The sequence below is a fragment of the Novosphingobium sp. HII-3 genome (assembly GCF_002916655.1).
Taxonomy (GTDB): Bacteria; Pseudomonadota; Alphaproteobacteria; order Sphingomonadales; family Sphingomonadaceae; genus Novosphingobium; species Novosphingobium panipatense.
In genome coordinates, this window is sequence record NZ_PPSM01000008.1 from 1 (window position 1) to 12,074 (window position 12,074).

A 12,074-nucleotide genomic window follows, 5' to 3' on the forward strand; every position below is an offset into this window, starting at 1 on the left:
ACACCTGACGGTGCGCGTCGTCGTCCGTGGGCCCCTCCTATCGACTACCGGGATAACCGCCGCGCTGCCGAAAGGTGGGGTCAATATTGGGCGCCGATAGGGGGTCAGTTTTGCGCGCCGGTTGACACCACTACCGCAGAATGAATTGGCCATGTAGGCCTTTAGAAAGGGTCTCGCCGCCGAGGTGGCGAAGGTCAGGAAGACCATCCCGAAAGGCACGGCCCTAGAGATCTGGTTCCAGGACGACGCGCGCGTCGGCCAGAAGAACAAGATCACGCGGCGTTGGGCCAGCCGCGGCACGCGACCCTCGGCGCCCTGGGACCAGCGGACGAAATCGGCCTACATCTTTGGGGCCATCTGCCCCGAGCCGGGCAAGGGCGCCGGGCTGATCCTGCCCTTCTGCAACACCGACGCGATGTCGCTGCAGCTGGCCGAAATCTCGCTCACAGTCGCGCCTGGAGGCCACGCGCTCGTGCTGATGGACCAGGCCGGTTGGCACATGACCGGCAAGCTCAAGGTCCCGCTAACATCAGCATCGTCGCACTACCGGCCAAATGCCCCGAGCTGAACCCAGTCGAGAACATTTGGCAGTCCGTGCGTGAGAACTGGCTCTCCAATCGCGTCTTCACATCCTACGTCAACATCGTCGACCGTCGTTGCGAAGCCCGGAACAAGCTCGTCGATCAGCCCTGACGCATCATGACCATCGGTCGCCGTAAATGGGCGCGTCGGTTCTGATCAATGCAGGTTGGTATAAGGTCGAGAAAGACAATTTGTCGGCCGCAGCAGCAGCGCGCACAGGATCTGCAACAGCCTACATGACGAAACAGATTTTCTTCGATAAGTTTGAAGAGTGGGGCTTCGTTCAGGTACAAGCACCATGGTGCCTGCCTCGCACACACTGCGATAAGCTTTCTGCACTGACCAACAATCGTGAAAGTAGAAAGTACTTACAACGTGTTCTGCTATTAACACTTTACACTGACCTGTCAATCGGAGCCCCTGATGAGCATCCTCAATTAGGCTTTGGTTTACGTAAGATCTGAGCGGTATAGGGAGAGCAACTCGGCGTATCGATAGATTGGACCTTGGCGATCCTGCTAGCACAAGATGGAAGTGCGGAAGCTTCTTTTTGGAAGCCCATTGAGGCAGACCAAGTACGCGGATGTTGAGAGTCCAAGCGCCCCGACCAGATCATGATCAAATGCCCTCGGATAGTTTCATCTACAGCTCGCCACCCGCGCCACTGGCGCGACATGATACTACGATAAACATGATGTTTGGCAATCTCCTACCATTCTCCGCGACCATTGAGACTGCAGCAGGATGAGCTCACATTGCGCTGCATGACCCACCTTCGTAAAGTTTCCAGATAAGACGCGCGAAGCTGGGAGCTCAAGCGACTTGAGGACAAAGCGCCTTTCAAGATGCTCATTTGGCGCCATGTCCCAATTAGGGTGGCAGCAAAGCGAGCGAGGCACGGCCTCGAAGATAACGAAGCTGCGCACCGAACGCGTTAAGGTCTGCATCGCGCGCGACTGCCACATACAACGCGTTTCCAAGACTTACACGGTTGGTACGCTCGACAGCCTGAATGACATCATCCGCGAGTGTTGAGAGGCTGGCAGGAGTGCCATGTTTAGCTCTCTCGTCCGTCTGGGCATTAAGTGCAACGGAAACACCGTCGAACGCGGCTTTCAACAGCGCAGATTTGGTGCGGAACTTGTACGCAACGGTGCTCAGCGTGAGACCAGCTTGCCCTGCCACGGCGCGATGGGTGACGCCGGCCACACCCGCGTTTTCAATCAGGTGTGCGGCCGCTTGCCTGATCCGCTCGGTAATTTCGTCACCTGATGGCGTAGCGGGCATCAGCAGCAAGGCTTGCGCCTGGGCGAAATCGCGCCACGGAGTTGCGGGCGCCGGCTCGCCGGAGAGCCACGCAGCCAGGCCGCGCCCTCTCTCTTCCAGCGCCGCACGATCGATGCTGCGGCGCCAACACAGCATGTGCAAGAGGCTCTCGTTGTCGAAGATGCGCTCGACTGCGCTTGTCCTCGAGCCGAGCTCGAATTGCGCTCCCACCCGCTCCCAGAAACTCTGCCATAGGCTGTGCCAGCGTTCGGCCAAGTTGACGAAGTTGGGACGCCGATGGGCCAGGAGCTGGCATTCACGCCATGCAAAAGCGAGCGGTCGTTGCATGTAGGACCATTCGTCCACCACAAGCGCGAAGTAGCTGCCCCAGCTCTCCGGCGAGCCGCCGAAGTCGGCGATCTGCTCAACCTGCCGATTGCACCACGTTTCGGCAGCAGCAAGGCACTCCTCCTGGCTAACTGAAAACAGGTGTTCCAAAGAACCAAAGTGATGGTAGATCGATGAGACCGGAGCATCAGCAAGCAAGGCGATCTGGCGGGCCGACATCCCTCCTGCGCCGGGTTGCTCCCACTGACGGGTGACAACCGCAACCAATCTCCGGTGAGACGGTTCTGCTAATCTTTGCGGACAGTTCAACTTCGTGGCCACGGCATTCACTCCCCACCGGGGACTAGCAGTTCGCTTTCGCTGAGGCCAGCATCGCTGGGTGTCGCTGAAGCTAGTACAAGCGTTTTAGAGGCTCGCTCGAACACACAACCCGCGGCGTATTCTGAAAGCCGAACTCTCTTCTTCTCTGGGGGTCAAGCAACTAGGCGTTATCCTGCTCTTGGGTAGTCTGTGACCAGTGTTGGGACCTTGTGGTGACGATGGGGAAAGCCGACCAGCAAGCGCAGCCTCAAGGTGCGCGACCGTGCGCTGCACCTCATAATTGATTGCGATCCAAGCCTCGTCGATGAACACCAGGCATCGCGGATCGAGGTGGCACAGGCTACTAGAACAGGCATAACGCTGCCTTATGCCGCCGAGGCGGTTTTACTCGATCACGTGCCCCGTCTTCGTCCGCTTAATGCCGTGGCGCGCAAGAAGCGAGGCAGAGTTGAATTTGCAACCGAAAGGTCAGTGTCGGCCAGCGCAATCCGCAACTCGTCCAAAGCGATGTCCCACTGCGCCAGCACTTCGTCACGGCGCTCCTCAATGCGATGCGACCGAACCTCCCGCTCTGAAAAGCGGGCGCGAAGCTACCAATCACCCTGCCCTGAGCAGTGTCAGCTAGCCTCCATCGTCTCGCGGCCCAGTCGGGCCAGCCGCGGGAACGCCGCGGCACGCTCGCGCGCGTTCTCCGAAACCGCGGTCCCACGGATCACTCTTCCCTTGATGCCGTGGAAGATCGCGGCAAGCCTGAAGAAGTTGAACGCGAGGTAGAAATCCCAGTCGGCGATCCCGCCGCGTCCTGTGCGCGCGCAGTAGGCTGCGACATATTCGCGCTCGGTGGGAAGGCCAAGAGGTACCGGATCCGTGCCCCCAAGACCGGCGACGATGTCGGGTGGCATTCGGTACATCATCGCGTGATAGGCGAAATCGGCGAGCGGATGACCGAGCGTCGACAACTCCCAATCGAGGATGGCGACCACCTCCGGCTTGGTAGGGTGAAAGATCAGATTGTCGCAGCGAAAGTCGCCGTGAACGATCGCGCTTTCCTCCCCCGAAGGGATGGCGGTTGGAAGCCACGCCACCAAGGCATCCATGTCGGGGTCGCGGCCCGCCTCGGCGTCGTCGTGATACTGGCGGGACCAGCGGCCGATCTGCCGCTCGAAGTAATTGCCCGGCTTGCCATAGTCCCCCAGGCCCACGGCATGCAAATCGACTTGGTGCAAGTCGGCCATGGCCTTGTTCATGGCGTCAAAGTAGGCGGCGCGCTCCCGCTTTTCCACCTCGCTGAAGGACGCATCCCAGAATATGCGTCCCTCGACGAGCGCCATGACGTAGAAGGGCGACCCGATAATCGCATCGTCTTCGCAGACACCGAGCACGGGGGGCACGGGCACCGGCGTAGAAGCGAGACCGCTCAACACGCGCGCTTCGCGAAGTACGTCGTGCGCGCCCTTGAGCACCGGGCCAGGGGGCTTCCGGCGTAGCACGTAGCGCGCCGATGGAGTGGTAAGACGATAGGTCGGGTTCGACTGTCCGCCCTTGAACTGCTCGATCACCAGCGGTTCGGCGAAACCGGCTACGTTCGCCGTCATCCAGCGGACCAGCGACTCTCGGTCGATCGGCGTGCGCACTCCGGTCGCGCCCGAGTTCGCGGCGGCGTCAGTGACCATTTGCCGCCTTCCATTCGCGCTTGATCTTCTTGGCGAGGCTCCATTTGTGCACTTCGGTAGGCCCATCATAGATGCGGAAAGCCCGCACTTCGCGGAAGACTTGCTCGACGATCGTATCGCCGGTCACGCCGGTGCCGCCCATCACCTGCACGCAACGATCGGCGATGCGCATCAAAGCCTCCGACACGGCAACCTTGGCGATCGAGCTTTCCGCGGTGCCAAGGCTGCCGCCGTCGAGCACGCCGGCGCACCAGTCGATCATCAGTTCCGACGATTTCAGGTCGATCAGGTTCTCGGCCAACATGAACCCCACGCCCTCATGGTCGATCAACTGCTTGCCGAATGCCATGCGTCGGTTGGCATAGTCCGTCGCGATCTCATGGGCGCGAGCGCACGAACCCAGCCAGCGCATGCAGTGCGACAGACGCGCCGGGGACAAACGCACCTGGGCATACTTGAAGCCTTCGCCCGATTTGCCGAGCATCTGATCGGCCGGGACCCGCAGATCGTCGATCGTGATGATCGAGTGTCCGCCTGGCATCGAGGAATCGATGGTGTCGAGCACTCGCTCGATCCGGATTGCCGGGTCGGGAAGGTCAACCAGGATCATGCAGGCGCCATCTTCCGATTTCGCCATCACGATGCCGACACTGGCGCCGTCGGCGCCGGTGATGAAGGCCTTGCGGCCATTGATCACCCACTGGTTGCCGTCGAGGCGGCACGTGGTGCGCATCATCGACGGGTCCGATCCCGCACCGCCCTCGCCTGCCGGCTCAGTCATGAAGAAAGCCGAACGCGCGCGCCCCTCGACAAGCGGCTTCAGAAAGCGCGCTTTCTGCTCGGGAGAGCCGACCTTGCCGAGAAGGTACATGTTGCCCTCATCCGGCGCCATCGTATTGCAGGCCAGCGGTCCGAGTGGCGAAAGCCCCGTCATACGCAGCACCAGCGCGGTCTCGACTTGTTTCAGGTGGCTGCCGTCCTCCAGGATATGGGGCGTAAGCACGCCAGCGCTGCGAGCCTTTTCCCGCATTTCCATCACGAGCGTATCGCTCGGGCCGTGCCCATCGCGACGTGGATCGCTTTCGTAAGGAACGACGACGTCGCGCACGAAGCGCTCGACCCGCTGTGCAATCTCGGCCGCGCGGGCGGTCATATGCGCTCTCTGACACACGGCGCAACAACCGGGTGACAAGCGCAAGGCGGGGGCAAAAGCCTGATTTCCATGAGAAGCGTCCTTCAATAGCCGCTGGCGAGCATCCGCCAGACGATGTTCTTCTGCACCTCTGTGGCCCCGCCGTAGACAGTCTGCGCGCGCTCGAACAGATAACTTGCCATCGCCGGCGGGGCGAAACGCGGCACGAGCGGCATTCGGGCGGGCCAGTCCGGGGCATGGCGGTTGGCGAACACAGCTCCGCTTTCGGCCGCGAGTTCGATCGCCAGTTCGGTGATGCGCTGCGCGATCTCGGTGGCAGCGATCTTGATCGTGGACACCTCGGCTTGGCTCACGCTGTCTCCGGCCATGAGGGCTCTCAGAACGGAGATGCCGAGCGTTTCCACCGCGACTTCGCACCCCGCCAGCTTCGCCGCGAAGAGCGGCGCGTCAATCATCGCTCCGCCACCCTCCCCGGCCATCTCGCTCGCAAGCCTGCGGAGAATTCGCAAGTCTTCGCGCTTGCGCGATACATGCGCGTAGGACAATCGCTCCCCTTGCAGCAGGAACGTCGCATAGTGCCAACCCCTGCCCTCCTCGCCGATGCGCTGCGAGACGGGCACCCGCACATCCTGGAACTCGATCCGGTTGAGGTGGTGGACGCCATCGAGCGTGATGATCGGATGCACGCTGATGCCGGGCGTGTTCATCTCAAGGCACAGGAAGCTGATGCCATCCTGCCGGCGCGCCTCTTTAGAGGTCCGCGCGAGACAGAACATCCAGTCCGCCCACTGCGCGTAGGAGGTCCAGATCTTGGTGCCGTTCAGGACGTAGTGATCGCCCTCGCGCCGTGCCGTCATGCGGAGCGCTGCCAAATCTGAACCCGCTTCCGGCTCCGAGTAGCCCTGCCCCCAAAACGCGCGGGATTCCAAAATGTCTGGCAACCAGCGGCGCTTCTGCTCGTCCGAGCCGAAGGTATAAATCACCGGCCCGACATAGATAACCGCCATCGGTACGATGAACGGCACTCCGACGCGGTCGGCCTCTTCCTCGAAGATGTGGCGACGAATTGGATCCCAGCCGGCGCCGCCATATTCCCGGGGCCAAGCGGGAGCGAGCCAGCCCCTAGACTGAAGCGCCTGCTGGTTACGCACCTGATCCGCACGATCGAGAATGCCGGTGCGCTGTTTCTCTATCAAGTCTTGAGGGTATTCCGTCTCGAAAAACGCGCGGACCTCCTCGCGGAAGGCGTCGAGATCAGGTGAAGATGTCAGCGGCATGATGTCCTCAGGATAGCGTTTCGAGCCATTCGCCCTGTTCGGTGAAACGATGCAGGCGCGCCCTTGCGGATTGATCGTCGCGCAGCAGCTCGCCCATGGCCATGCCGACGCCCTCCAGCCCGCTTTGCTCGCGCGCCAGCCTCATGATCACCCGGACAGCCGTAACGGCTCGGCCCGCGAACTCCTCTGCGAGCGCGACCGCCCGATCGAGCGCAGACGGCGCGATCTCATCGACAAGGCCGAGGTCGAGCGCCTCTTCGGCACTTACCACCGCGCCCCGCAGTGCGAAGAGGCGGGCGCGATGCATACCGATCGCGTCCGAAAGCCGCTTGATCCCGCCCGCGCCCGGGATGATGTCGATCCGGATCTCCGGCAAGCCTATGCTTCGTGCCATAGGGCTGGCGATCCTGACGGTGCAGGCGAGCGCCAGCTCAAAGCCGCCGCCCATGCAAACGCCATCGATCGCGGCGATCACCGGCTTATGCGCCGCCTCCAGCATCGCGCCCAGTTCCATGAAGGGTGTAGTGACGAAACTGGACGGCGCGATCCGCCCGCCCGCAAGCGCGTCGGCCGCCCGCGCGATCTGGCCGACATCGGCGTGCCGGATGAACACGCCCTCCTGTCCGCCGGTCAGCACGATCGCCCGGATACCGTTGTCCTCGATTAGTTGCCCCACGGCCTCGCAAAGCTGCGCCGCGCCCTTGTTCGCGACAAAGCCGTGCGGCGGGTTGGCGAAGCGAACGATCGCGACGGTATCGCGACGTTCGACTTGCACCTGCCCCTCCGAAGCCTGCCCCACCGTCGTCATTGCAGATTGTACTGCCGTATCTTCAGCCGTCCGAGCTGGTTCATGTGGACCTCGTCCGGCCCATCCGCGATTCGCAGATATCGATTGATCAGGAACGCATCCGCCACCGGCGTGTCGTCGCAGACCCCCGCGCCGCCGTGCACCTGGATAGCACGATCGGTAACTGTCTGCGCCATTCGCGGGGCGACAATCTTGATTGCGGCAATCAGGTCGGCGGCAACCTTGTTGCCGTATTTGTCCATCGCGTCGGCAGCCTTGAGCGTGAGCAGGCGCGCCTGCTCGATCTCGCAAAACGAGCGCGCCACGTCACGCCGAATGCTGCTCTGCTCGGACAATTTCTTGCCGAAGGCCACTCTGTTCTCCACCCGGCGGCACATCACTTCCAGCGCCCGCTGTGCCTGGCCGATCGACCGCATGCAGTGGTGGATGCGGCCCGGCCCGAGCCGACCCTGTGCGATCTCGAAGCCGCGGCCTTCCCCAAGAATCAGATTGGACGCGGGCACACGAACATTCTCCAGCCGCACCTCTGCCTCGCCGCCGGGCGAGTGCCAGTTGTTGAACACGCGCATCGTGCGAACGATCGAGACGCCTGGCGTGTCGCGCGGGATGATGATCGTCGAATGCTGCGCGTGCCGCGGCGCTTCGGGATTCGACTTGCCCATCAGGATCAGCAGCTTGGCACGCGGATCCATGATGCCCGAGATCCACCACTTGACGCCGTTTATCACATAGTCGTCCCCATCGCGCACAATGGTCGTGCTGATGTTGGTTGCGTCCGACGAAGCGACCATCGGCTCGGTCATCATGTAGACCGACCGGATTTCGCCCGCGAGGAGCGGCTTGAGCCATCGCTCCTGCTGCTCGGGCGTCCCGAATTTCGCCAGCACCTCCATGTTTCCGGTGTCCGGCGCGGAGCAGTTGAAGAATTCAGGCGAAGTGGGCACACGGCCCATGATCTCGGCCAAAGGCGCATATTCGAGATTAGTGAGCCCCGGACTGAACTCGCCATACTCATGCGGCAGAAACAGGTTCCACAGCCCTTCGGCGCGCGCCTTTTCCTTCATCACCTCGATCCCTGGCCAGGGCTGCCACCGGTTCGCCGGGTCTGCATTCCAACCTTCGATCTCGTGCTCGATCGGGTACACATTCGCGTCCATGAAGGCTTCGAGCTTGGCGACGAGCGCCTTCACCTTGTCGCTATGATCGAAATCCATCGGGCTCGTCCTAACCATGCCTTGATCAATTGCTTAAATACACGCATGGCTCAGCGTTACTAGCCGAAAGATTCGCGCGATTTCGATTTTTCTCTGCCGGCGATGCGACTCAAGGGCGCTTCGCGCGGATCTTACGAGAAGGGTGTTTTTCCATGAGCTACCCGCTTCCCTATGCCAGCCATGATCTCAGTGGGCAGGTTGCGCTGGTCACGGGTGCCACATCTGGCCTCGGCGAACGGTTCGCTCGGGTGCTGGCGCAAGCGGGAGCCAGCGTGGCTATCGCGGGTCGGCGCGAGGATCGTCTGGAATCGCTATCACAAGAGCTTCGCGATGCGGGAGCCACAGTGTTTGCGGTTCCAATGGATGTTGCTGACGGCGCCTCGCTTGCGGGCGCCATCGACAAAGTTGACGAGGCGCTGGGCACGATCACAATCCTCATTAACAATGCTGGTATGCCTGATGCGCAGCTCGCGACCAAGATGTCACTAGATTTTATTGATCAGGTGATAAATGTGAACATGCGCGCACCCTTTGTTCTCTCCCGGGAAGTTGCGCGGCGACTGATAAAAGCGGGTAAGCATGGGCGCATCGTGAACATCGCCTCGATGGCAGCCTTCAGCACCATGAAGGGCGCGTCGCTTTATGCTGTTACGAAAGCGGGCGTGGTACGAATGACCGAGGCGCTTGCGGTCGAGTGGGCCGCGCTTGACATCAACGTCAACTGCATCGCTCCGGGCGCTTTCGATACCGAGATGCTAAGCGGAATGCGCTCACGCATGGGTGATGGCTTCATCGAAAGCAATCCTCGCAAGCGGGCCGGCCATGTCGCTCAGCTAGACAGTACCCTGCTCTACCTCGTGTCACCCGCTTCTGATGCGGTGACCGGAACGGTCATTAAGGTCGATGACGGACAAGGTGGGCGGTAAACGCCGGACACTGTAGTCAAAATGCAGCCAATCTATCTGGCATTCCATCGATTATCACTGAAGCTGACGATGGGCAGGAAGGTCAGCGGCCGGACTCGGCTTCTCGCCGGTCCTCAACGAACGGGAAGTGAGACAGGCCATGAACAAGGTAACCGAGATAAAGTCCGACAGCAGTCCGCGATGTGAGGACCTCCCCGCATTGCTAGAGTTGCAGCGTAGAGCCCATCTGCGCGATGGATCTCCTTCGATTGCACTGCGCAAAGACCGACTCGATCGCTGCATTGCGCTGCTCCAGGAGAATAGCGCTGCTATTGAGGCAGCGATCTGCGCCGATTTCGGCAACCGATCTTTGCACGCGACCGCGTTGACTGACATCGCGAGCCCGATCGGAGCACTGCGTCACAACCGCAAGCATCTGGAACGGTGGATGCGCGTCGAGCGGCGCAAGGTAGAGCCTTTTCCTCTCGGGTTGTTAGGCGCACGGGCGGAGATCCGTGTCCAGCCCAAAGGCGTGATCGGGATTATCGCGCCTTGGAACTTCCCAGTCGGTCTGGTCTTCTCGCCGCTTGCAGGAGTGCTGGCGGCGGGCAACAGGGCATTAATCAAACCGTCGGAGTTCACACCCCGCACGTCGGAGCTGCTAAGAGAACTGCTCCAGCAACGTTTCGCAACTGAGGAAGTCGCGGTGGTTACGGGCGGCGCCGACATCGGCGCGGCTTTCGCAGCGCTGCCCTTCGATCACCTCGTCTTCACGGGCGCGGGATCGATCGCCAAGCACGTCATGCGCGCGGCCGCGGAGAACCTGGTGCCGCTCACCTTGGAGCTGGGCGGCAAGAGCCCCGTGGTGATCGGCAGGAGCGCAGAAATGCAAACAACGGCCGCCCGGATCATGGCGGGCAAAACCCTGAATGCCGGGCAAATCTGCCTCTCGCCTGACCATGTGTACGCTCCGCGCGACCGTATGCCGGAATTCGTTGCCGCCGCAAAAGCCGCGACCACCGCCATGTTCTCCTCGCTCAAGGACAATCCGGACTATACAGCGATCATCAGCGAACGGCACTTCGATCGCATCCGGAGCTATGTCGACGATGCGCGCAACAAGGGGGCCGACATCGTCGAGATTAACCCTGCGAATGAAGATTTCTCTCAGCAACCACATCGCCGCATTCCCCCCACGCTCATCTTGAATGCAACAGACGAAATGGCAGTGATGCAGGACGAGATCTTCGGCCCGTTGCTACCAGTTCGGCCCTATGAGGATCTTGGGGAGGTAATCCAGGCTATCAACGCGAAAGATCGTCCGCTGGCCCTCTATTATTTCGGCACCGACGGAGCCGAGCGCGAGCAAGTTATCGAAGGCACGACTTCCGGCGGTGTGACTGTCAACGACGTGATTATGCACTGCGCGCAGGAGAACCTTCCGTTTGGAGGGATCGGTCCGTCCGGGATGGGGGCGTATCACGGGGCCGAAGGCTTCCGGGAGTTCAGCCACATGAAGGCGATCTATAGACAGTTGAGCAAGGATCTCGGCCCGATGAGAATGCTGCGTCCGCCCTATGGAGCGAAGTTCCGGGCGTTCGTGCAAAAATCGATCAAGTGACGCGGCTATCCGCACGTCCGTGTGAAGCCAAAGTCAAGATCGTGAGCGGATGGTCATTGGTTGGAGTATGAGATGCTGAGCCATGTCGACGCTGTGCAACCCGACCGGATCATCCGGCTTGTGGGCGGGCAGAATTTCCGCGAGATCGGCGGCTATCCCACGATGGGTGGCCGCCAGCTGCGCCGAGGTCTACTTTGGCGTTCTGCCAAGCTCGATGAACTGACTGCAGACGATGTGCGCGTTATCCGCTCTCTCGGCATTGCGACGATCGGAGACCTTCGCCGCCGTTCCGAGCGCGAGCAGAGCCCGACGCACGAAGCTCTCTTAACTGGCGCACGCGTGCTCGCGTGGGATGTGTCGTTGGCCCGCGAGGAAGGCTATGACGGGCTATACCGGCAGGACGGAAGTGACGAGGACTATCTCGAGGCGGTCCTCGCGCTATATCGCGTGCTTGCGGAGGAACATCGCCTCCATCTTCGTGAGCTCTACGAGGCGATTGCGGACGGAGCGACGCCCGTCCTGATCCATTGTGCCGCCGGCAAGGACCGTACAGGCGTTGCCGTCGGACTCCTGCTTGAGCTGCTAGGAGTGGAGCGGCCCTATGTCATAGCCGACTACGCAAAAACCGAACAGTTGCTAGACTGGAACCGACTGAAAAAGAACGCGGCGGCCGGAGCAGGCGTTTCGCAGGGGTGGATCGATCGGCTTTCACCAGCAGCTTTGCAGCTTATCATGCGGTCCGATCCCCGCTACCTCACAGCCGCTTTTGAAGCGATGGAGGTGCGATACGGCTCCACGCGCAACTTCGCGATCCAGGCACTCGGCCTTACCGCTGCCACCTTGGAGCGGCTGCACGAGCAGTTGCTGGAAGACGCCTAACGCGCAGAGGGCTGATCGCCCTCATGC

At 61.3% G+C, this 12,074-nt stretch carries 10 protein-coding genes and 1 pseudogene; 5 read left to right on the top strand and 6 right to left on the bottom strand.

Features of this window, described 5'->3' with window-relative positions; genetic code table 11:
• Positions 1-214 precede the first annotated feature (214 nt).
• Both C2R25_RS20790 and C2R25_RS20115 read left to right on the top strand, forming a co-directional pair.
• A pseudogene (locus tag C2R25_RS20790) lies at positions 215-693 on the top strand (IS630 family transposase); the annotation flags it as partial.
• Positions 694-719: 26 nt separating this feature from the next.
• Entirely contained in the window at positions 720-1,046 is a 327-nt protein-coding gene (locus tag C2R25_RS20115) for a hypothetical protein (RefSeq protein ID WP_146049601.1), read from the top strand.
• Between the two features lie 406 nt (positions 1,047-1,452).
• On the opposite strand, the gene C2R25_RS01985 is transcribed toward C2R25_RS20115, so the two are convergent.
• From C2R25_RS01985 to C2R25_RS02010, 6 genes are all read right to left on the bottom strand, one after another.
• Positions 1,453-2,415: a TetR/AcrR family transcriptional regulator gene (locus C2R25_RS01985; protein WP_103727632.1), complete on the bottom strand. Its 963-nt coding sequence runs from the start codon at positions 2,413-2,415 to the stop codon at positions 1,453-1,455.
• Between the two features lie 719 nt (positions 2,416-3,134).
• A complete protein-coding gene (locus C2R25_RS01990) occupies positions 3,135-4,190 on the bottom strand; it encodes a phosphotransferase (protein WP_103727633.1) in 1,056 nt (351 codons plus the stop codon).
• Positions 4,180-5,343 carry an acyl-CoA dehydrogenase family protein gene (locus tag C2R25_RS01995; RefSeq protein WP_103727634.1) on the bottom strand — a complete coding sequence of 388 codons (1,164 nt, stop codon included), beginning with the start codon at positions 5,341-5,343 and terminating at the stop codon, positions 4,180-4,182. The genes C2R25_RS01990 and C2R25_RS01995 overlap by 11 nt, the downstream gene beginning before the upstream one ends.
• A gap of 83 nt (positions 5,344-5,426) precedes the next feature.
• Entirely contained in the window at positions 5,427-6,620 is a 1,194-nt protein-coding gene (locus tag C2R25_RS02000; RefSeq protein ID WP_103727635.1) for an acyl-CoA dehydrogenase family protein, read from the bottom strand.
• A 7-nt stretch (positions 6,621-6,627) separates the two neighbouring features.
• The gene (locus tag C2R25_RS02005) at positions 6,628-7,419 is read right to left on the bottom strand and encodes an enoyl-CoA hydratase/isomerase family protein (RefSeq protein ID WP_233203714.1); all 792 of its coding nucleotides are present in this window, start codon (positions 7,417-7,419) and stop codon (positions 6,628-6,630) included.
• 5 nt (positions 7,420-7,424) lie between these two features.
• Positions 7,425-8,642, bottom strand: coding sequence for an acyl-CoA dehydrogenase family protein (locus C2R25_RS02010; protein ID WP_103727637.1), 1,218 nt, complete (start codon positions 8,640-8,642; stop codon positions 7,425-7,427).
• 152 nt (positions 8,643-8,794) lie between these two features.
• Between C2R25_RS02010 and C2R25_RS02015 the strand changes: the two genes are divergently transcribed.
• From C2R25_RS02015 to C2R25_RS02025, 3 genes are all read left to right on the top strand, one after another.
• Positions 8,795-9,568 carry an SDR family NAD(P)-dependent oxidoreductase gene (locus C2R25_RS02015; protein WP_103727638.1) on the top strand — a complete coding sequence of 258 codons (774 nt, stop codon included), beginning with the start codon at positions 8,795-8,797 and terminating at the stop codon, positions 9,566-9,568.
• Between the two features lie 139 nt (positions 9,569-9,707).
• Positions 9,708-11,168, top strand: a complete 1,461-nt coding sequence (locus tag C2R25_RS02020) for a coniferyl aldehyde dehydrogenase (protein ID WP_103727639.1) — start codon at positions 9,708-9,710, stop codon at positions 11,166-11,168.
• A 72-nt stretch (positions 11,169-11,240) separates the two neighbouring features.
• Positions 11,241-12,047 (top strand): tyrosine-protein phosphatase, encoded by an 807-nt coding sequence (locus C2R25_RS02025; RefSeq protein ID WP_103727640.1) that lies wholly within the window; start codon positions 11,241-11,243, stop codon positions 12,045-12,047.
• Positions 12,048-12,074 lie beyond the last annotated feature (27 nt).